Source organism: Nitratireductor sp. ZSWI3 (assembly GCF_024655565.1).
GTDB lineage: Bacteria > Pseudomonadota > Alphaproteobacteria > Rhizobiales > Rhizobiaceae > Nitratireductor.
The window spans coordinates 1-19345 of sequence record NZ_JANKOF010000093.1 but is presented as its reverse complement, the minus strand read 5'-3'; the positions used below and the strand labels follow the sequence as shown (position 1 = coordinate 19345).

Here is a 19345-nt window from a genome sequence, read left to right as displayed (position 1 = left end):
GTCACCCTCGTCGAGCGCGCCCCGGAGATGGCCGACTGCGCGCGCCGCAGCCTGGCGCTGCCGCACAATGCGCGGCTTGCCTCGCGGCTGACCGTGCTGCAGGCCGACGTGACGCTGACCGGGGCGGCGCGCGCCGCCGCCGGCCTTGCCAACGATGCCTTCGAGGCCGTCGTCATGAACCCGCCGTTCAACAGCGCCGGCGACCGCGCCACGCCCGACGCCCTGAAACGCGATGCCCATGTGATGAGCGACGATCTCTTCGAACGCTGGCTGCGCACGGCCGCAGCCATCATCCGCCCTGGCGGGCGCCTGGCGCTGATCGCCCGCCCGGCCTCCCTCGCGCCCATCTTTTCGGCGCTGGAGCGCCGTTTCGGCGGCGTCGAGATCGTCCCCGTCCACCCGGATGCGGAGCGCGCCGCCATCCGCATCGTCCTGCGCGCCGTCAAGGGCAGCCGTGCCGGCCTCACCCTCCTGCCACCGCTTGTCCTGCACGATGCCGACGGCCGGGTCTCGGCTCGCGCCGACGCGCTCGCCAACGGCCGCGCGGCGCTGTAGCGGGGCCGGCCGGCAGCCCTGCCGGCCATTGCCATTGCGCGGCGCGCGTAAATGCCTACATGCTGGAAACGATCGAGATCGCCAGAACCGGAGCGCCAGACCTTGCGACGCCTTTTCAGCCGACTGATTCCAAAACGCCTGCGCGGCGACGCCGTCATCATTCCCGTCGTGCGGCTGGCCGGAGCGATCATGCCGTCGTCGAGCCCCCTGCGCCAGAACCTGTCGCTGGCCACCACGGCCGGTGTGATCGAGAAGGCCTTCTCCTTTTCCGAGGCTCCGGCGGTCGCCTTCTCCATCAACTCGCCGGGCGGTGCGCCAGTCCAGTCGCGCCTGATCTACAAGCGCATCCGCGATCTCGCCGTCGAGAAGGACAAAAAGGTGTTCATGTTCGTCGAGGACGTGGCCGCCTCGGGTGGCTACATGATCGCGCTCGCCGGCGACGAGATCATCGCCGACCCGTCCTCGGTCGTCGGCTCGATCGGTGTCATCTCCTCCGGCTTCGGCTTCCAGGAGATGATCAAGAAGATCGGCGTCGAGCGCCGCGTCCACACGGCCGGGCAGAACAAGGCGATCCTCGATCCCTTCCAGCCGGAGAAGAAGGAAGACGTGGAACGGCTGAAGGCGCTGCAGCTCGCGATGCACGATATCTTCATCGGCATGGTGAAGGAGCGGCGCGGCGCCAAGCTCGCCGACGATCCCGACCTCTTCACCGGCGCCTTCTGGATCGGCGAGCGGGGCCTCGAGCTCGGCCTCGTCGACGGGCTGGGCGACATGCGCTCCACGCTCAAGGAACGCTATGGCAAGAAGACGCGGCTGGCGCTCATCACGCCGGCACGCGGCCTGTTCGGCCGCAAGCTCAGTGTTTCCAGCGGCCTCGCCGGGCAGGCGGATTTCGGCGTGGCGATCGCCGGCGGCGCGGCCACCGGCCTGATGGAGGCCGCCGAGGAACAGGCCCTGTGGCAGCGCTTCGGACTTTGACCCCGGCGGCGCGCCGGATATGATGACCGGACGGCATGAAGTGGAGGCTCGACGATGCCGCAACTGATCTTCTTCGCGCTGGTGGGCGTGGCGGCCTTTGCCGGCTACCGCAAATTCGTGCGCGAGGCCGAGCGCGTGACGGCCAAGGCGCGGCGCGCCCGCAAGGAAGCCGCCAACGGCAGCATGGGAACATTGGTGCTCGACCCGGAAACCGGCGAATACCGGCTGGCCAAGGACTGACGGCCGGCCCATGACCGCGCCCGCCAGCATGACTGCTCCGGCCAAGGTGAATCTCGCCCTGCACGTCACCGGGCGGCGTGATGACGGCTATCACCTGATGGAGAGCCTCGTCGCCTTCACGGGTGCCGGCGATCTTGTCGAGGTGGAGGAGTCCTCGGCAGATGAGATCATCATCTCCGGCCACTACGCCGCCCATGTGCCGCTCGACGGCGACAACCTGATCGCCCGTGCCCGCGACCTTCTGCGCGCCACCTTTGGCGGCGATGCCCGCGCTCCCGTGCGGCTGCATCTTGAAAAGAACCTGCCGGTCGCTTCCGGCATCGGCGGCGGATCGAGCGATGCGGCGGCGGCGCTCCGCCTGCTCGCCGCCCATTGGGCGCTCGAAGCCGACGAGGAGCGGCTGGCGGCGCTGGGGCTCCGCCTCGGCGCGGATCTGCCCATGTGCCTTGCCGCAAGGCCGCTGTTGGCGCGCGGCATCGGCGACGCGCTGGAGGAACTGCCGTCTTTCCCGGCCCTGCCCATGGTTCTCGTCAACCCGAACATCCCGCTCGCCACGGCCGATGTCTTTTCGGCGCTCGAACGGCGCGACAACGCTCCCCTGCCCGCCCTCGAGCCGGTGCCGGACGCGAAGGTCGTCGCCGGCTGGCTGCGCGGGGCCCGCAACGATCTCGAGCCGCCGGCCCGCCGCCTGGTGCCGCAGATCGACGAGGTTCTCGAGGCGCTCGAAGGCGCCGGCGCGCTCGCCGCGCGCATGTCCGGCTCGGGCGCCACCTGCTTCGGCGTCTTTAGCTCGCCCTTCTCGGCGGAGCGCGCCGGCAGGACGCTCGCACAGGCGCGGCCCGACTGGTTCGTGCTGCCCACGCAAACCCTTGCCGCGGAGACAGCCCATGCCTGATAAGACGGAACGCTCCTTCATCCCCGTACGCTTCGCCGTGCTCACCGTTTCCGACACGCGGCGCATGGAGGACGACCGCTCGGGAACGACGCTGGCCGAGCGCATCGAGGCCGCCGGCCATGTGCTGGCCGACCGCCGGATCGTTCCGGACGATGTCGAGGCTATCCGCATGGCGGTCGAATTGTGGTGCACGGACGCCAACATCGATGCCATCATCACCACCGGCGGCACCGGCTTCACCGGCCGCGACGTGACGCCCGAGGCGATCGAGCCGCTGTTCGACAAGCGCATGGACGGCTTCTCGCAGGTCTTCCACCGCATCTCCTACGACAAGATCGGCACCTCCACCATCCAGTCGCGCGCCACGGCCGGCCTTATCGACCAGACCTACGTCTTCGCCCTGCCCGGCTCTCCCGGCGCCTGCCGCGACGCCTGGGACGGCATCCTCAAGGACCAGTTCGACTACCGGCACATGCCGTGCAATTTCGTCGAGATCATGCCGCGGCTGGCCGAGCACCTGAAACGCGGCGGGTGATTCCTCCGGCCAGTTCGGTCAACACCCTCCTCCCTTGCTATAACCGCGCGGGACCGGCCAGTTCCTCACAGCGCTCCTGCATCGCTCCCGGCCGCGCAGGGCGAGGCAGGCTGCCGCGCGTCCGCATTCGCCCGGAAAACAAACGGCCGCAGCCGGAGCGTTCCTTGTGGACAACCGCTTTCGCTCTCACGACAAGAAGAAAGTTCTTGCTTTGTTCTCATTCGTGAAATAGGAATAGATTCATCACCGGCGATGCCGGCGCGGCCGTTCCGCCCCGCATCCCCCGGCCCGCCGCCGGCATCGCCATGCATGGAGAAACCGCCATGGAACAGATCGTCCGCGCCGACATTGCCGCCTTCGAGGGCGGCGGAGCCGCCATGGCAAACGCCATGGTCGACCGGTCGGGCGTCCGGATCGATGCGGAGCGCCGCCGCGGGCGGGCCGCCGGCATCAACCCGTCCGGCCGCTACGAGCCAGTGTCGCGCCACGTCTTCGACGACGGCTGGGGCTCCATCGAGGACCTGCCGCCGTTCAAGACGGAAGTCCAGGTGGAGCGGCCGCGCACCATCATCACGCGCAACACCTCGCCGGACATTTCCTTCGACCGTTCGATCAACCCCTATCGCGGCTGCGAGCATGGCTGCGTCTATTGCTTCGCGCGGCCGACGCACGCCTATATGGGGCTTTCGGCGGGGCTCGATTTCGAATCGAAGCTGTTCGCCAAGCCCGACGCGGCACGGCTTCTGGAGCGTGAGCTCGCCAAGCCGGGTTACCAGCCGAAGACCATCGCCATCGGCACCAACACCGACCCCTACCAGCCGATCGAGAAGAAATTCCGCATCATGCGCGAGATCCTCGAGGTGCTGGAGGCGCACAAGCATCCGGTCGGCATCGTCACCAAGTCGGCCCTGGTCCTGCGCGACATGGACATTCTGGCGCGCATGGCCGAGCAGGGTCTTGCGAAGGTTGCCCTGTCGGTCACCACGCTCGACCGCAAGCTCGCCCGCACCATGGAGCCGCGGGCGGCAACGCCTGCGCGGCGGCTGGAGACCGTGCGGGCGCTGTCGGAGGCGGGCATTCCCACCTCGGTGATGATGGGACCCGTCATTCCCGGTCTCACCGATTGCGAGATCGAGCGCATCCTGGAATCGGCGGCCACGGCCGGCGCCCGCGAGGCCGGTTACATCATCCTGCGCCTGCCGCTCGAGGTGAACCCGATCTTCAAGGACTGGCTGCTACGTGCCGCGCCCGACCGCTACCGGCATGTCGTATCGCTGGTCCGCTCCATGCGCGGCGGCAAGGATTACGACGCCGAATGGGGCAAGCGCATGAAGGGCACCGGCCCCTATGCCTGGCAGATCGGCCGTCGCTTCGAGATCGCCGCAAGGCGGCTCGGCCTGAACAGGGAGAGGCTGAAGCTCAGGAGCGATCTCTTCGTCCCGCCACGCGCGGGGGCCGAGCAGCTGATGCTTCTTTAGAGCGGGATGAGGAAAAGTGTGAAGCGTTTTTCCGCCCGCATCCCGCTCTGACTTTTTGAAAGCGATCGCGTTTATGAGTTGGATTGAGTCAATCCAAATCATCGCGATCCAGCGGGCAGCCTCGCCCGCCGCCGCGCTGCGGCGCACAGTTCCCGTCCGGCCTTGCTTTCCCCTAGGCCGACGGAAGCTTCCCGGCGCCTTCCGCCCCTCGTTGCCGGGGAGACCTTGCGGAGAATCGGAACCGATGCGAGCATCGCCGCACCATGGCTCGTGCGCGTTCTGATTCTCCGCCCCTTTTCGATTTGCCTGTCCGCCCGGACTTCCATATGGAGGCTGGCCTGATGCGCGAGGGTCACATGCCCGTCGCGGGGCTCGACGAGGCGGGGCGCGGGCCGCTCGCCGGACCGGTGGTCGCCGCCGCCGTCATTCTCGACAAGGACCGCGTGCCGGAGGGGCTCGACGATTCGAAGCGACTCACCGCCGAGGCGCGCGAGGTGCTGTTCCGGGCCATCGTCGAGACCGCCGTCAGCGTCTCCGTCGCCTCCCTCTCGGCCAGCAGCATAGACGGTTCCGACATCCTGCGCGCCAGCCTGGAGGCGATGCGCCGCGCCGTCGCCGGCCTGTGCACCGAGCCCCGCTTCGCGCTCGCCGACGGCCGCGACATCCCGCCGGGGCTTCCCTGCCCGGCCCGTGCCGTGGTCAAGGGCGACCAGCGCAGCCAGTCCATCGCCGCCGCCTCCATCGTCGCCAAGGTGACGCGCGACCGCATGATGGCCCGCGCCGCCTTCGTGGCCCCGCATCACGGTTTCGAGGCGCATATGGGCTATGCCACCAAGCGCCACCGCCTGGCGATCAGCGAGCACGGTCCGGTCCTGCGCCTGCATCGCATGAGTTTCGCCCCGCTGCGCGAGAGCCTTCCCGACTGAGGTTGAAACGGAGGCTGGGCCTCCACTCCGTCTCGGCTTGCGGCCGATCCACCTCTTCCCCGCAAGGGGGCGAGGAAGCGCCCCCGGTCGCTCTGCTTGGTTCCTCTTCCCCACGGATGTGGGAGAGAGGTGGCTCGGGGCAAAGCCCCGAGGCGGAGTGGGGCAGCCAAGTCCATAGGCGATTGCCCGGCCGGGAGAGGCCGACGACGAGGGCCCGCTTCAGCCAAAGCCGCCTCAGCCAAAGCCGGAAAACGCGTGCAGGTGCCGCAGCGGCTCCGGGATCCGTCGACCAGGCAGCCTAGCAGTTCGGCCGGGCGAAGGCCCGAGCAAAGGGTCACACGGGCAAAAGAAAACGCCGCGGGCAAGCCCGCGGCGCCTTGTCGACCGGCAGTGAAAAACTGCGATCAGTTCAGCTTGCTCTTCAGCTCCTGCAGGGATGCCTTGAAAAGGTCCCCACCGGCCTTGGCATCGACCTTGCTCGACAGGACGTTGCGGGCCGCTTCCACGGCGAGATCCACCGCGCTGGCGCGCACCTCGTTCACCGCTTCCTGCTCGGCCTGAGCGATCTTCTGCTCGGCGAGCGCGGTCCGGCGGGCAACGTATTCCTCGGTCTTCTGCTTGGCTTCCTTGACCAGAAGCTCGGCCTCGTGCTTGGCGGCACCGACAATGTCCTGTGCCTCGCGCTCGGCCTCCTGGCGCTTGCGCTGGTATTCGGCCAGAAGCTGCTGGGCCTCCTCGCGCAGCTTGCGCGCCTCGTCCAGCTCGTTGCGGATACGCCCGGCACGCTCGTCGAGCGAGTTGCCGATCATTCCCGGCACCTTGTAGTAAAACAGCACCGCCAGGAAAATCACCAGGGCGATGAAAGCCCAGAATGTCGCGTCCATCACAGCCTCTCCTACTTCAGGGCCTTGACGGCAGCGGCCGCCGCAGTCTTGTCGAGGCGCCCGCCAACCAGTTCCTGAACGATTGCTGCGGCGGTGTCCTCGGCGATCGTGCCGACGTCCTTCATCGCCGTGTCCTTGATGGTGGCGATGCGCTTCTCGGCCTCGCCGAGCTTCGCCTCGAGTTCCTTCTCGACGCTCTGCCGCTCGGCATCCGCTTCCGCCTTGGCGGCGTCGCGGGCTTCCTGGCCGATGACGTTGGCCTTCTTGCGGGCATCCGCCAGTTCCTGCTCATAGGCAGCAACCGCCTGATCCGCGTCTTCCTTCATCCGCGCCGCCTGGTCGAGATCCTGGGCGATGCGGTCGCGCCGCACTTCCAGGATGCCGCCGATCCGCGGCAGGACGACGCGTTTCAGAAACAGGTAGAAAAGCCCGAATGTGATCGCCAGCCACAGAAGCTGCGAAGGGAACGTGGACGAATCGAAGGGCGGAAAGCTCGGCCCATGCGCGCCGTCGGGCGCCACGCCGGTTTCCGAATGGGTCGCTTCCGCGGCGTCCTGCGCCGAGGCGGCGAATGCCGATGCCACAAACATTGTCTACCTCTTGAAAAACCGGCCGGCCGCGCAGAAAGGCGACCGGCCCCGCACGCTTTCCGGCGCGCTTAGGTGAAGAGGAGGAGCAGCGCGACGAGCAGCGAGAAGATGCCGAGCGCCTCGGTCACGGCGAAGCCGAAGATGAGGCGGCCGAACTGGCCGTCGGCTGCGGACGGGTTGCGCAGGGCGCCCGCCAGGTAGTTGCCGAAGATGTGGCCGAGGCCGATACCGGCGCCGCCCATGCCGAGACAGGCGATGCCCGCGCCAATGGCCTTTGCTGCTTCTACTTCCATTTCAAAACTCCTTGTGATCGCGGATTTGCGTGTTTTCTTCAGACTTGGCGGTGACCGCCGGTGAACCTTTATTCCTTGTCCGGAACGAACCTCTCCGTCGCGGTCAGTGGCTCGGATGCAGGGCGTCGTTGAGGTACATGCAGGTGAGCACCGCAAAGACATAGGCCTGCAGGAAGGCCACGAGGAATTCGAGGCCGGTGATGGCTACCGTCATGATGAGCGGCAGCACGGCGCCGGTGACACCGACCGCGCCGAGCGCGCTCAGCGACGTCACGAAACCGGCGAAAACCTTGAGCGTGATGTGTCCGGCCAGCATGTTGGCGAAGAGACGGACGGAAAGGCTGATGGGACGGGACAGGAAGGAGACGACCTCGATCAGCACCACCAGCGGCACGAGAACGGCTGGAACGCCCTCCGGCACGAAAAGCTTCAGAAAACCGAAACCATGCTTCCAGAAGCCGTAGACGATCACGGTGCCGATGACCAGAAGCGCCAGCGCGAAGGTGACGATGATGTGGCTGGTCACCGTGAAGAAATAGGGGAAGAGGCCGAGGAGGTTGGCCACCAGGACGAACATGAAGAGCGAGAAGACGAACGGGAAGAAGCGCATCCCGTGCGAGCCGGCGGCGTCGCGCAGCATCGAGGCGACGAACTCGTAGGCCATCTCCGAGATCGACTGAAGACGGCCGGGCACCAGGCCGCGGCTCGAGGTCGTCAGGAAGAGGAAGGCGCCGGCCGCCGCCACGGTCGCGACCATGAAGGCCGAGGAGTTGGTGAAGGAGAAATCCAGCCCGCCGATCTCGATCGGAATCCATTTGGAGATCTGGAATTGGTGGATCGGATCGTTGGCCACGTGGACCCCCTCGCTTCTGGATGGCGCGGGTGCGCCGTCTACTTTTTCGTCCCGGAGCCATTCTTGCCGGCTGGCGGCTTGGCCCCGAATTCAGCAATCAGCCCCGCAGAGCGCAGGACATTGAGAACACCTGCTCCAAAACCGAGAAGCAGGAAAATGATCAAGCCCCAGGGAGACGTTCCGGCCATGCGATCGATGAACCAGCCCAGCCCCACGCCCACCGCAATGCCGGCGATGAACTCGCTGGACAGCTTCAACGCGTTGCCGTAGCCCGTCGCGCCACCCTGTTTCTTCCCCTCGCCGCCATCCTGCTGCTCCGGCCGTTTCGAGGCGAGGGCCCGCTCCAGATCGCGCCGCCGGCGATCCAAATCGTCCGGCCGATCGTCCTTGGCCACCGCAACCTCCGTACCGGGTTTGCTGGTCAGCGGCTATCCGCTTGAAAGTCGCGCGCAACATAGTGACCGCCCTCGCGCCAGTCAAGCCGCCGCAACGCCCATTCACAAAGTCGGGAAATTCAATAGAATCAACAGACTAACCAGGTGCGACAAAGCGCGCAGCGCGCACAAATGCGCGCAGCACCGGAATCGCGGCGGTTGTTCGACAGATTCCGCGCGCCGCTGGACCTGATTTCTCGGTCGCGATCAGTTCCAGCCGCCGCCATAGGTGCGGTAGAAGATGTGCTGGCCGATCTTCTTCACCCGCTCCATCGCATTGGCCCAGCGCGGATGCACATAGGTGGCGTGGTAATGGGTGGCCGAACCCACTTCGGGCAACCAGATCTTGCCGGCCGTGGTCGCCATGGCCACTTCCTGCGCCATCTTGAAATGGGCCGGGCTCTGCACGCGGTCGCGGATGCCGTCGCAGGCGAAGGAGAACTGGCAGCGGTTGCGCCATTTCTCGTTCTGGTAGACGACGCCGCAGATCGAATTCGGATAGGTGGGATTGCGCACACGGTTGAGGATCACCTGGGCGACGGCGGCCTGCCCCTTCACCGGCTCGCCGCGCGCCTCGAAATAGATGCCGGCGGCAAGGCAGCGCTGCTCGCTTTCGGAAAAAACGCCGGCTGGCAGCGGCTGGCGTGCCCACGGGTGATCCTTCGTGCCGACCGGCGGCACGAACCGGCCGTCAAACGGATCTTCCTCGCGCAGGATGCTGGCGAAGGGCGATGCCTTGGCATAGTCCGGCTCCGCCGGTGCATAGGCGGTGGCGAGAATGTCGGCGCGGTCGTTGTTGACGAGTTCGGCAAGCTGTGTCGGCAGGCGCGGATCGGGCCTCTTCTCCTGCTTCATATAGAAGGCCGAGGCGATCTTCACCTCCTCGCCCTTGATCTGCGGCTTGACGAAGGCCATCCGCGGCTCACCGGCGGAAGGGCGATCGAGAAGGAAGCTGCTCTGCTCGAAGATGGAACCGGCGTTGAAGAGCTTGGGCGGCTGCACGGGAACCACCTGCACCAGGCGTCCCTTCTTGTCGGCGCGGTTGATCCGCTTCTCGTCCGGCGTCGTGCCGGTGAAGCCCTTCTTGCCGCGGAAGGCGACTGGGCCGATCCCCGGTGCCGAGACACCGGACCCCGAAACGCTGGCGGTGCTCAGGCCGGCGTCGACGAACGGCATTTCGGCCTTGTGGACGGATCCGGCCACGGAGCGTTCCACGAAGGCCGCCCAGCGTGGCCCCGCCCCCTCCTCGCCGGAAATGAAGCCGGCCATGTCCTGATGCGCGACGACGCCGGGAAAACCGATCCACAACCCAAGCGCCACCAGTGCCGGCGCGAGAAAGGAACGTTCTTCACCATTCGCCGCGCGCGGCGTTCTAGCTGTCCGACGAAGCACCCACACTCTCCGCTACGCAACCCGACCCCAGTGGTCTGACCGAAACAGATGGCCTCCATCCATTTCGACAAGTCAGCCCACAAGCTGTTGATCTGGTGGGGCGATTTTCCCAACAGATGGGCACCATCTGTTGGGATCGCACCACCAGTTGCCCGGAGCATATTTGGTTAACCTTGACCGCTGGTTAACGGGCGCGCGCGAGGCGCCTCAAATCCTCGGAGGGGAATGCGCGATCCGTCAGCCGCGCTTCCTGGCGCGGCCGGCATAGGGATTGTCCGACGTGCGCAATGCGATGCGTATGGGGACGCCGTAGAGATTGAAAGTCTCGCGCAGGCCGTTGACCAGATAGCGTACATAGGATTGCGGCATCGCATCCGGCCGCGAGCACGAGACCACGAAGCCCGGCGGACGGGTCTTGATCTGGGTGATGTATTTCACCTTCAGCCGGCGGCCGGCGACGGCGGGCGGCGGATGCTGCGCCGTGGCTCCCTCGAGCCAGCGGTTCAGCCGGCCGGTCGAAACGCGGCTGTTCCAGACGCGGTGCGTCTTCTCCACGGCTTCCATGAGCTTGTCGAGCCCGCGTCCCGTCTCGGCGGAGATCGGCACGGCCTGCAGCCCGCGCACCTGCGGTAGGAGCCGCTCAGTCTTCTCGCGCAATTCGGCGAGCGTCTCCTGGCGATCCTCGATCAGGTCCCATTTGTTGAAGGCGAGCACCGGCGCCCTGCCCTCGCGCATGACGAGGTCGGCGATCTGCAGATCCTGCTTCTCGAAGGGAATCGTCGCGTCGAAGACGATGATCACCACCTCTGCGAAGCGCGCGGCGCGCAGGCCGTCGGCCACCGACAGCTTTTCCAGCTTCTCCTGCACGCGCGCCTTGCGGCGCATGCCGGCCGTGTCGAACAGCTTGATCTTGCGGTCGCGCCAGTGCCAATCGACGGAAATGGAATCGCGGGTGATGCCGGCTTCCGGGCCGGTCAGCATCCGGTCCTGGCCGATCAGTGCATTGATCAATGTGGACTTGCCGACATTGGGCCGCCCCATCACGGCGATGCGCAGCGGCTTGCTGGCGTCGTAGGGCGTCTCCTCGGCATCGGGATCGACGTCCTCGCCGACGGCGATCTCCTCGCCCGGCAGGGCGATGGGCTCGACCTCCTCGGCCAGCGCGACGTCCTCGCCCAGCGCCTCGACGATCGCATCACGCAGATCCGACATGCCGAGACCGTGCTCGGCGGAAATGGCGACCGGATCGCCGAGACCGAGCCCCCAGGCGTCGAGCACGCCGCCGGCGGCGGCGTTGACGTCGGTCTTGTTGGCCACCAGCACCACGGGTTTTCCCTTGCGGCGCAGTAGGTTGGCGAAAGTGCTGTCGTCCGGCATCATGCCGGCGCGTGCGTCGACCATGAACAGCACGATGTCGGCCTCGTCGATGGCCAATTCCGTCTGGGCGCGCATGCGCCCTTCGAGCGTCGGAGCGGCGGCGCTTTCCAGCCCTGCCGTGTCGATCACTTCGAAGCGCAGATCCTGCAGGCGTGCCGGGTGCGAGCGGCGGTCGCGCGTCACGCCGGGCGTGTCGTCGACGATCGCCAGGCGCCGCCCCGCCAGCCGGTTGAACAGCGTCGACTTTCCGACATTGGGACGGCCGATGATCGCGAGCTTGAAGGCCATGGAGCTGCCCGCTATTCCGCCGCGCTCGAGCCCGCGATCAGTTCGGTCATCAGCTCGGCGCGCTGGCGCGTGTTGCGCGGCGCGGCGGCATCGCCGGCGATCTGCTCGAACAGCCTCAGGGCGTCTTCGCGCTTGCCTTCCTTCCAGGCGGCAAGGCCGAGCGCCTCACGCGCCGAATGGCGCAGCGCATTGCCGTCCGCGGTCAGCGTCTCGACACGCGCCGCGACGTCGGCATAGGAGCCGTGATCGACGAGAATCAGGCCGGCACGCAGGCGGGCGACATCGGCAATGACGTCGGTGATGGAACGGTCCGCGGCAATCGCGTCAAAGGCGGCAACGGCTCCATCCGCATCTCCCTTTGCCACAAGCACGGTCGCCGCACGCATGCGCGCCAGCAGGGGATAAGAGCCGTAACCCGTCTCCTCAAGCTCGGCGAAAGCCGAAAGCGCCTCGTCGTTCTCGCCCTGCCGGGCAAGGTCGAGGGCCTGGGAGAAGGCATCGCCCGACGCGTTGGCGCGTGAAGCCGTCCAGCGCTCGTAGCCGACATAGGCGGCCGTCGCCAGCACGAGCAGCACCGCCGCCCCGATGGCGATCGGACCAAAGCGGCGCCAGATCGACTTGAGCTGATCCTGACGGAGCTCCTCGTTGACCTCGCGAATGAAACTGTCGTCGGACATGAGCAAACCGTATCTGGCGGGAGGATCCCGCGATGACTTCGTTTTCGCGCTTTTTAGACGAAATTCGCCCGCATGGAAGGGGGCGCGCGCGATTCACCGATATTCTGTTGATTTCAGGGCCGTTTCGAGGCGTTGGAGGTCGCTCCCAACTCGGGCCATATTTCAACGCTACCCGACCACCTTTCGAATGCATCCCGGGAACTCGTTTTCATGCTGAAATTCCTTTGCGCGGGTGCCGCGGCACTGGCGCTGACGGCCCCTTCCTTTGCCAATGGCGGCGCGGCCGCCTCCCCGCGAGCGCCGCAGTATGTGATCGTCTCCTTCGACGGGGCTTTGCATCTGGAGCAGTGGGAGCGCAGCCGCGCACTGGGGCGGGAGACGGGGGCGCGCTTCACCTATTTCCTGTCCTGCGTCTACCTTCTGTCGTCGCAGACGCGCCAGACCTACCAGGCACCGGGCATGGCGCGCGGACGCTCGAATGTGGGCTACGGCTATTCGCGCGAGGACGTTGCCGGCCGCCTCAGCCAGATCTGGTCGGCGCGGGCCGAGGGACACGACATCGCCAACCATGCCTGCGGCCATTTCGACGGCAAGGACTGGAGCGCCGCGGATTGGGAAAGTGAGTTCGACCAGTTCACGAAGATCGTCTCGGACGCCTGGAAACTGAACGGGATCGACGGCGAGCCGGCCGGCTGGCGGAATTTCGTGCGTTCAGAGATTCGCGGTTTCCGCGCCCCCTATCTGTCGACGAACAAGGCGCTCTACCGGGCGCTCGAAACCCGCGGCTTCGCCTATGACGCCAGCGGCGTCTCGCGCGGGCCGGCCCTGCCGACGCGCGGCGATGTGATGCGCTTTTCCCTGCCGCTCATTCCGGAGGGACCGCGCGAGAAGCAGGTCATCGCCATGGATTACAATTTGTATGTGCGCCACTCGGGCGGCAAGGAAAAGCCGGAGAAGGCCTCCAGCTTCGAGGAACGCGCCTATGAGGCCTTCCTGACAAGCTTCCGGAAACAGTATGAAGGCAAGCGCACGCCGGTGCAGCTCGGCTTTCACTTCACCCTGATGAATGACGGCGCCTACTGGAACGCGCTCGAGCGCTTCACGCGCGAGGTCTGCGTCAGGCAGGACGTCCGCTGCGTCAGCTACCGCGACTACATCGCCCAGATCTCCGGCAAGGCCGAGCGCGGCGCAAGCTCCGCGGGGGGCGGCACCTGATTCTTCCTTGGAGAACCGGACGAAACCACTGAGGGCCCCGGCATAGCCGCCGGGGCCCTTCGTTTTTCGGGCGTTATTGCCCGCTCTGCCGCTCCGCGCGCAGCGCCTTGAAGGTGGCGTAGAGCATGATCATCAGCAGGATCGCGAAGGGGAAACCCGTCGCGATGGCGCCGGCCTGAAGCGCAGCAAGCCCGCCGCCGAGCAGCAGGACGATTGCCACAAGCCCCTCGAACAGCGCCCAGAAGACACGCTGGGCGACCGGCGCGTCGATCTTGCCGCCGGCCGTGATCGTATCGATCACCAGCGAACCGGAATCCGACGAGGTGACGAAGAAGACGATCACCAGGATGATGCCGATCAGCGAGCTGACCCCCGCCAGCGGCAGGTCGGCCAGCATGGCGAACAGCGACAGCTCCGGCACGTAGTCGACCACGGTCTGCTGAACGCCCGTATAGCCTTCGGTGAGAAACTGGTTGAGCGCCGTGCCGCCGAAGGTGGTCATCCACAGGATCGAGACGACGGTCGGGATGATCAGCACGCAGACGATGAACTCGCGCACGGTGCGCCCCTTCGAGACGCGGGCGATGAACATGCCGACGAAGGGCGACCAGGAGATCCACCAGGCCCAGTAGAAGGTGGTCCAGCCGTGCATGAACTCGGCGTCCTCGCGGCCGATCCAGTTGGACAGCGCGGGCAGTTCCTTCACATAGGACCAGGCGTTGGAGAAGAAGCCGGTGACGATGGCGAGCGTCGGACCGAAGACGATGACGAAGAGCAGCAACAGCACGGCCAGCACCATGTTGATCTCCGACAGGCGCTTGACGCCCGCATCGAGGCCGGCGACCACCGAGACCAGGGCGATCGCCGTGATGCCCATGATGAGCAGCACCTTCATCGTGTCCGTGTTGGGCACGCCGTAGAGCTCGTTCAGACCGGCGAGCGCCTGCGAGGCACCGAAGCCGAGCGAGGTGGCGAGGCCGAAGAGCGTCGCGAACACCGCCATGATGTCGATCAGATGGCCGGTCCAGCCGCGGATCCGCTCGCCGAAGATGGGATAGAAGGCCGACCGGATGGAAAGCGGCAGCCCCTTGTTGTAGGTCGCCAGCGCCAGCGACAGGGCCAGCACCGCATAGATCGCCCATGGGTGCAGTCCCCAATGGAAGATCGTCGCCGCCATGCCCATCTCGCGTGCCGCCGGCACGGCACCCTGCACGAGTTGCCCATCGGCCAGCGGCGCGGCGAGGCCGAGCGGCGGATTGTTGAAGTGATACATCGGCTCGAGAACGCCGAAGAACATCAGGCCGATGCCCATGCCGGCCGCAAAAAGCATGGCGAACCAGCCGGAATAGGAATATTCGGCGACAGCATCCTTGCCGCCCAGCCTGACCTTACCGAGGGGCGAGATCGCCACGACGAGGCAGAAAAGCACAAACAGATTGGCCGACAGCATGAAGACCCAGTCGAAGGTCGAGGTCAGCCAGGTGCGCAGCCCGCCCAGCACGTCGCCCGCCACGTCACGGAAGATCAGCGTGACGATGACGAAGGCTATGATGAGCACCGCGGAGACGAAGAAAACAGGATTATGAACATCGAGGCCAAGCACGCGGACATTGTCTTGCCCCGCTTCAAGCCCGTGATCCTCCTCAAGGGTTGTTTCAGACATTATTTGCTCCATTTCTGTCCGATGGCTGGAGGCAAACGACTTTCAAAGCCGCCCGCCGCCGGAACATTCCTCCACAAGATGAAGCGTGGCCGAAAAGCGCCATGACGCATGGCCTGAATGCGACTTCGAAAGTGTGGATTGAGACCAAACTTGAACAAATGTGCCGTCGATGGAACCCCCGACGGCTAAAAAAAGCCCAAAACTTGCCGGAATCGAGCGAGCGGGTCATCATCGCTCGAGCGCGCCGGTCGCCGCTCCTTGCAGGTGCTGCCGCGCCTGCGATGCATACAACTCGACGCAAACTGCAATTGCAGGTCCGAATTTGGCCTGATTTAATTCCTACGTGATAGCGTTATAGGGACATTCATTCAAAACCCGCATGCGGAACAAATTCGACGCCTGCGGCTTTATGCATAAAGGACCATCTGGAGAGGACCCATGAAAAAGAGCATCCTTCTTGTACCCGCACTGCTTCTCGCCCTCGCCGCCTGCACGCCGACGGAGCAGGGCGCGGCGTTCGGTGGTGCCAGCGGCGCGGCAATCGGCGCGCTCGCTTCCGGCAACAAGGTTGAAGGCGCGATCGTCGGCGGTGCGATCGGCACGGTGGCCGGTGCCCTCATCGGCCGTGCATCGGAAAACAGCAACCGCTGCATCTATCGCGACGAATACGGCCGCCGCTACGAGGCCGCCTGCCCGCGCGGATACTGAGCGAACAGGCGCGCAACGCGCCTTCGCCTGACAAGCAAGCAGAGCCGGGACGCGGTTGACGCCCCGGCTTTTTCTATGCGCGCTTCAGCGGGGCAGCGGCTCCCACCTTAAGAGCTCTCGCCAGCTCTGATTGACTTTTGTCAATCGACATGAATAATGTCGAGAGGAGGAGCGGCATGGCTTACCGTCCCACGGACCAGATCATACACAAGGCCGCCTGGCTTTATTACACGCATGGCCTGCGCCAGGACGAGGTGGCGCAGCGGCTGAACATCTCGCGCGCCTCCGTCGCGCTCTACCTGCGCAGAGCCCGCGAAGCGGGGATCGTCAACATCTCGACCTCCACCCACCTCTTCCGCGACGACCGGCTGGCACGCCGCGCCGAGGATGCGTTCGGCCTCGACACGGTCTGGCTGACCGGCGAGGATGAGTTGTCGGCGACGCCCGCCGCCGAGATCCCGACGCTCGCCGCCAACGTCTTCCTTGAGATGGTGGAGAACGGCGACCGGGTCTGCGTCGCCTGGGGGCGCACCGTCTACGCCATCGCCGACGCTATGAACTATGCCGACCGGGAAGGCGTGACGGTGGTCGAGATGTGCGGCAATCTGGGGTCGCCCTATTCCTATCGTCCCGACCAGTGCACGATGGAGATCGCCCGCCGGCTCAACGCCAGGGGCCTCAATTTCTACGCTCCGCTCGTGCTCAGCACCGAGAAGCTGGCGCGCGAGCTGCGCGAGGAGCCGGTCATCCGCGAGCAGCTCGACGGCATCGGCGCCTGCGACCTCGCCCTGTTCACGGTCGGCACGCTCGACACCGACAGCCATGTGATCAAATGCGGGGCGCTGAGCCTCGACGAACTCGAAAAGCTCAAGGCGATGGGCGCTGCCGGCGTCATCGCCGGGCAGATCATCACGGCCGACGGCAGGCTGCTGGATTGCGACTACAACCGGCGCATGATCTCGGCGGATTTCGACGCCATCCGGGCGATCCCCCGACGCCTCATGGTCGTGCAGGAGGACGAGAAGTTCGAACCGCTCCTGGCGGCGATCGCCGGGCGCTTCTTCACGCATCTGGTGACGACCTCCTCCATGGCGGCGCGGCTTGTCGAGCATCATGCCGCCAGCCAACCGGCACCGGCCTGATCCGCAGCCGGCCCGAAACCCACGTCAACACACAGGAAGACCATGCAGAATCTCTGGAACGACAGCGAAGCCGAAAAGCTCGTCTCGCATTATGCCGAAAGAGGCGTCGGCCGCGACCTTGCCCTGAGGGTCTACACGACCCGGCTGCTCGGCGGGGAACCCAGACTGGTGCTGCACGGCGGCGGCAACACGTCGCTGAAAACCAAGGCAAGCGACATTCTGGGCCGCCAATGGGACGTTCTGTGCGTCAAGGGCAGCGGCTGGGACATGGGCGTGATCGAGCCAGCCGGTCTGCCGGCGGTGAAGATGGATGCGCTTCTGGAAGCGCGCCGGCTGGAGACCCTGGCCGACGAGGACATGGTGGCCATGCAGCGCGCCAACCTCATCGATCCCGGCTCTCCCAACCCTTCCATCGAAACGCTGCTGCATGCCTTCCTGCCGCACAAATTCGTCGATCACACCCACTCCACCGCCGTCCTGGCGCTGGTGGACCAGGAAGAGTCGGAAGCGCTGTGCAAGAAGGTGTTCGGCGACCGGTTGGGCTTCGTGCCTTACATCAAGCCCGGCTTCGACCTCGCCAAGGCCGCCGCCGACATCTATGACGCCAATCCCGCGGTCGAGGGCCTGATCCTCGACAAGCACGGCATCTTCACCTTCGCCGAGGATGCCCGGACGGCCTACAGCCTGATGATCGAGTTCGTCTCGATCGCCGAGGATTACGTGGCCCGGAACAGCAAGACGCCGTTCCGCCCGGTCCCCCTGCCCCCGCAACTTGCCTCGCCCGCCGAGATCATGCCCTATCTGCGCGGCGCCATCGCCATCGACGAGGGCGACGGCAGGTACGCCCGCATGGTCTGCGACTTCCGCACCTCGCCGAAGATCCTCGACTACGTGAATGCCGACACGGCCGAGGAACTGGCGACGCGCGGCGTCTCGACACCGGACCTCTCCATCCGAATCAAGACCGGGCCGATGGTCCTGCCCGCGCCGGAGGCCGGCAAGCTCGACGCATATGGCAAGATCATCCGCGAGAAGGTCGCGGAGTTTGCAGCCCGCTACAAGACGTATTTCGAGACCAACGACGCCGCCGACGACGTCGCGCGCACCATGCTCGACCCGATGCCGCGCCTGACGCTGGTGCGCGGCCTCGGCCTCGTCGGCCACGGCCGCAGCCTGAAGGAGGCCAAGATCGCCGCCGATGTCGGCGAGATGCTGGTCGAGGCGGTGACCGGCGCCGAATCGATCGGCTCGTTCCACCCGCTGGCGCTGTCCGACCTGTTCGAGCTCGAATACTGGTCGCTCGAGCAGGCCAAGCTCGCCTCCAACAAGCCGAAGCCGCTTTCCGGGCAGGTCGTGCTGGTGACCGGCGGCGCCGGCGCCATCGGCACGGCCACGGCCAGGCTCTTCGCCTCGCAGGGCGCCCATGTGGTGGTCGTCGATCTGCACGAGGATAAGGCAAAGGAAGTGGCCCGGCTGGCCGGCAACGCCTCGATCGGCGTCGGCGCGGACGTCACCGACCCGGCTGCCGTGCGCGCCGCCTTCGACAAGGCGCGCGCGGTGTTCGGCGGTGTCGACATCGTCGTCTCCAATGCGGGCGCCGCCTGGGAAGGCAAGATCGGCGATCTGGAAGACGCTACGCTGCGCAAGAGCTTCGAGCTCAACTTCTTCGCCCACCAGAGCGTGGCGCAAAATGCGGTCAGGCTGTTCAAGCAGCAGGGCACGGGCGGCGTGCTCTTGTTCAACGCCTCCAAGCAGGCGGTCAATCCCGGCGCCAATTTCGGGGCCTACGGCCTGCCCAAGGCGGCGACGCTGTTCCTGTCGCGGCAATATGCGCTCGACTACGGCGCCATCGGCGTGCGCTCGAACGCGGTCAACGCCGATCGTATCCGCTCCGGCCTTCTGACCGACGAGATGATCGCCAGCCGCTCGGCAGCCCGCGGCCTTTCCGAAAAGGACTATATGGGCGGCAATCTGCTCGGGCTCGAGGTGCGCGCCGAGGATGTGGCGCAGGCCTTCCTGCACCAGGCGCTCGCCGAGCGCACGACGGCCGACGTGACGACCGTCGACGGCGGCAACATCGCCGCGGCGCTGCGGTAGGGGCGCTGGCGTCGGCGCCTGCCCCTCATCCGCCTGCGGCACCTTCTCCCCGCAGGCGGGGAGAAGGTCGATGGCCGCAACGTTGATGCAAGCCTCCTTCTCCCCGTTTACGGGGAGAAGGTGCC

General features: G+C 66.1%; 20 protein-coding genes. 11 read left to right on the top strand and 9 right to left on the bottom strand.

Annotated features, from left to right (window positions below; translation table 11 throughout):
• The 7 genes from NUU27_RS20870 to NUU27_RS20840 form a co-directional block, all read left to right on the top strand.
• Window positions 1–555, top strand: a 555-nt coding sequence (locus tag NUU27_RS20870) for a tRNA1(Val) (adenine(37)-N6)-methyltransferase (protein WP_257764166.1), incomplete at its 5' end; no start/stop codon positions are given.
• Window positions 556–657: 102 nt separating this feature from the next.
• Window positions 658–1533 carry a S49 family peptidase gene (locus tag NUU27_RS20865; RefSeq protein WP_257764165.1) on the top strand — a complete coding sequence of 292 codons (876 nt, stop codon included), beginning with the start codon at window positions 658–660 and terminating at the stop codon, window positions 1531–1533.
• A 54-nt stretch (window positions 1534–1587) separates the two neighbouring features.
• Complete coding sequence (locus tag NUU27_RS20860; protein ID WP_257764164.1) at window positions 1588–1773, top strand: hypothetical protein; 186 nt, start codon at window positions 1588–1590, stop codon at window positions 1771–1773.
• A gap of 10 nt (window positions 1774–1783) precedes the next feature.
• Window positions 1784–2668, top strand: a complete 885-nt coding sequence (locus NUU27_RS20855) for a 4-(cytidine 5'-diphospho)-2-C-methyl-D-erythritol kinase (protein ID WP_257764163.1) — start codon at window positions 1784–1786, stop codon at window positions 2666–2668.
• Window positions 2661–3203 (top strand): molybdenum cofactor biosynthesis protein B, encoded by a 543-nt coding sequence (gene moaB / locus NUU27_RS20850; RefSeq protein WP_257764161.1) that lies wholly within the window; start codon window positions 2661–2663, stop codon window positions 3201–3203. The genes NUU27_RS20855 and moaB overlap by 8 nt, the downstream gene beginning before the upstream one ends.
• A gap of 323 nt (window positions 3204–3526) precedes the next feature.
• Window positions 3527–4681: a PA0069 family radical SAM protein gene (locus tag NUU27_RS20845; RefSeq protein WP_257764160.1), complete on the top strand. Its 1155-nt coding sequence runs from the start codon at window positions 3527–3529 to the stop codon at window positions 4679–4681.
• A 263-nt stretch (window positions 4682–4944) separates the two neighbouring features.
• A complete protein-coding gene (locus NUU27_RS20840) occupies window positions 4945–5607 on the top strand; it encodes a ribonuclease HII (RefSeq protein WP_257764159.1) in 663 nt (220 codons plus the stop codon).
• A gap of 404 nt (window positions 5608–6011) precedes the next feature.
• Here the strand turns inward: NUU27_RS20840 and NUU27_RS20835 are convergent, their stop codons facing one another.
• The 8 genes from NUU27_RS20835 to NUU27_RS20800 form a co-directional block, all read right to left on the bottom strand.
• Window positions 6012–6491, bottom strand: coding sequence for a F0F1 ATP synthase subunit B (locus NUU27_RS20835; protein ID WP_257764157.1), 480 nt, complete (start codon window positions 6489–6491; stop codon window positions 6012–6014).
• 11 nt (window positions 6492–6502) lie between these two features.
• Window positions 6503–7081: a F0F1 ATP synthase subunit B gene (locus tag NUU27_RS20830; RefSeq protein WP_257764156.1), complete on the bottom strand. Its 579-nt coding sequence runs from the start codon at window positions 7079–7081 to the stop codon at window positions 6503–6505.
• 68 nt (window positions 7082–7149) lie between these two features.
• The gene (locus NUU27_RS20825; protein ID WP_008595464.1) at window positions 7150–7374 is read right to left on the bottom strand and encodes a F0F1 ATP synthase subunit C; all 225 of its coding nucleotides are present in this window, start codon (window positions 7372–7374) and stop codon (window positions 7150–7152) included.
• 103 nt (window positions 7375–7477) lie between these two features.
• Window positions 7478–8227: a F0F1 ATP synthase subunit A gene (locus NUU27_RS20820; protein WP_257764155.1), complete on the bottom strand. Its 750-nt coding sequence runs from the start codon at window positions 8225–8227 to the stop codon at window positions 7478–7480.
• 38 nt (window positions 8228–8265) lie between these two features.
• A complete protein-coding gene (locus tag NUU27_RS20815; protein ID WP_257764154.1) occupies window positions 8266–8622 on the bottom strand; it encodes an AtpZ/AtpI family protein in 357 nt (118 codons plus the stop codon).
• 246 nt (window positions 8623–8868) lie between these two features.
• A complete protein-coding gene (locus tag NUU27_RS20810; RefSeq protein WP_257764152.1) occupies window positions 8869–10053 on the bottom strand; it encodes a cell wall hydrolase in 1185 nt (394 codons plus the stop codon).
• A 237-nt stretch (window positions 10054–10290) separates the two neighbouring features.
• Window positions 10291–11718 (bottom strand): ribosome biogenesis GTPase Der, encoded by a 1428-nt coding sequence (gene der, locus NUU27_RS20805; protein ID WP_257764151.1) that lies wholly within the window; start codon window positions 11716–11718, stop codon window positions 10291–10293.
• A gap of 11 nt (window positions 11719–11729) precedes the next feature.
• Window positions 11730–12395, bottom strand: a complete 666-nt coding sequence (locus NUU27_RS20800) for a tetratricopeptide repeat protein (protein ID WP_257764150.1) — start codon at window positions 12393–12395, stop codon at window positions 11730–11732.
• 210 nt (window positions 12396–12605) lie between these two features.
• Here NUU27_RS20800 and NUU27_RS20795 point away from each other — a divergent pair, with 210 nt between their 5' ends.
• On the top strand, window positions 12606–13610 hold the full coding sequence (locus NUU27_RS20795; protein ID WP_257764149.1) for a polysaccharide deacetylase: 1005 nt from the start codon (window positions 12606–12608) through the stop codon (window positions 13608–13610).
• Window positions 13611–13683: 73 nt separating this feature from the next.
• On the opposite strand, the gene NUU27_RS20790 is transcribed toward NUU27_RS20795, so the two are convergent.
• Complete coding sequence (locus tag NUU27_RS20790) at window positions 13684–15273, bottom strand: BCCT family transporter (protein ID WP_257764148.1); 1590 nt, start codon at window positions 15271–15273, stop codon at window positions 13684–13686.
• Window positions 15274–15711: 438 nt separating this feature from the next.
• Between NUU27_RS20790 and NUU27_RS20785 the strand changes: the two genes are divergently transcribed.
• The 3 genes from NUU27_RS20785 to NUU27_RS20775 all read left to right on the top strand — a co-directional run bounded on the left by NUU27_RS20785 (window position 15712) and on the right by NUU27_RS20775 (window position 19220).
• Window positions 15712–15981 carry a YMGG-like glycine zipper-containing protein gene (locus tag NUU27_RS20785; protein WP_257764147.1) on the top strand — a complete coding sequence of 90 codons (270 nt, stop codon included), beginning with the start codon at window positions 15712–15714 and terminating at the stop codon, window positions 15979–15981.
• Window positions 15982–16157: 176 nt separating this feature from the next.
• Window positions 16158–17123 (top strand): sugar-binding transcriptional regulator, encoded by a 966-nt coding sequence (locus tag NUU27_RS20780; RefSeq protein WP_257764145.1) that lies wholly within the window; start codon window positions 16158–16160, stop codon window positions 17121–17123.
• A 42-nt stretch (window positions 17124–17165) separates the two neighbouring features.
• Window positions 17166–19220, top strand: coding sequence for a bifunctional aldolase/short-chain dehydrogenase (locus NUU27_RS20775; protein WP_257764144.1), 2055 nt, complete (start codon window positions 17166–17168; stop codon window positions 19218–19220).
• Window positions 19221–19345 lie beyond the last annotated feature (125 nt).

Bases quoted from the DNA above. Each gene is read 5' to 3' on its own strand.
- NUU27_RS20780 (WP_257764145.1), top strand. From the start codon at position 16,158: ATGGCTTACCGTCCCACGGACCAGATCATACACAAGGCCGCCTGGCTT.
- NUU27_RS20845 (WP_257764160.1), top strand. From the start codon at position 3,527: ATGGAACAGATCGTCCGCGCCGACATTGCCGCCTTCGAGGGCGGCGGA.
- NUU27_RS20835 (WP_257764157.1), bottom strand. From the start codon at position 6,491: ATGGACGCGACATTCTGGGCTTTCATCGCCCTGGTGATTTTCCTGGCG.
- der (WP_257764151.1), bottom strand. From the start codon at position 11,718: ATGGCCTTCAAGCTCGCGATCATCGGCCGTCCCAATGTCGGAAAGTCG.
- NUU27_RS20800 (WP_257764150.1), bottom strand. From the start codon at position 12,395: ATGTCCGACGACAGTTTCATTCGCGAGGTCAACGAGGAGCTCCGTCAG.
- NUU27_RS20855 (WP_257764163.1), top strand. From the start codon at position 1,784: ATGACCGCGCCCGCCAGCATGACTGCTCCGGCCAAGGTGAATCTCGCC.
- moaB (WP_257764161.1), top strand. From the start codon at position 2,661: ATGCCTGATAAGACGGAACGCTCCTTCATCCCCGTACGCTTCGCCGTG.
- NUU27_RS20830 (WP_257764156.1), bottom strand. From the start codon at position 7,081: ATGTTTGTGGCATCGGCATTCGCCGCCTCGGCGCAGGACGCCGCGGAA.
- NUU27_RS20840 (WP_257764159.1), top strand. From the start codon at position 4,945: ATGGCTCGTGCGCGTTCTGATTCTCCGCCCCTTTTCGATTTGCCTGTC.
- NUU27_RS20795 (WP_257764149.1), top strand. From the start codon at position 12,606: ATGCTGAAATTCCTTTGCGCGGGTGCCGCGGCACTGGCGCTGACGGCC.
- NUU27_RS20790 (WP_257764148.1), bottom strand. From the start codon at position 15,273: ATGTCTGAAACAACCCTTGAGGAGGATCACGGGCTTGAAGCGGGGCAA.
- NUU27_RS20785 (WP_257764147.1), top strand. From the start codon at position 15,712: ATGAAAAAGAGCATCCTTCTTGTACCCGCACTGCTTCTCGCCCTCGCC.
- NUU27_RS20775 (WP_257764144.1), top strand. From the start codon at position 17,166: ATGCAGAATCTCTGGAACGACAGCGAAGCCGAAAAGCTCGTCTCGCAT.
- NUU27_RS20860 (WP_257764164.1), top strand. From the start codon at position 1,588: ATGCCGCAACTGATCTTCTTCGCGCTGGTGGGCGTGGCGGCCTTTGCC.
- NUU27_RS20825 (WP_008595464.1), bottom strand. From the start codon at position 7,374: ATGGAAGTAGAAGCAGCAAAGGCCATTGGCGCGGGCATCGCCTGTCTC.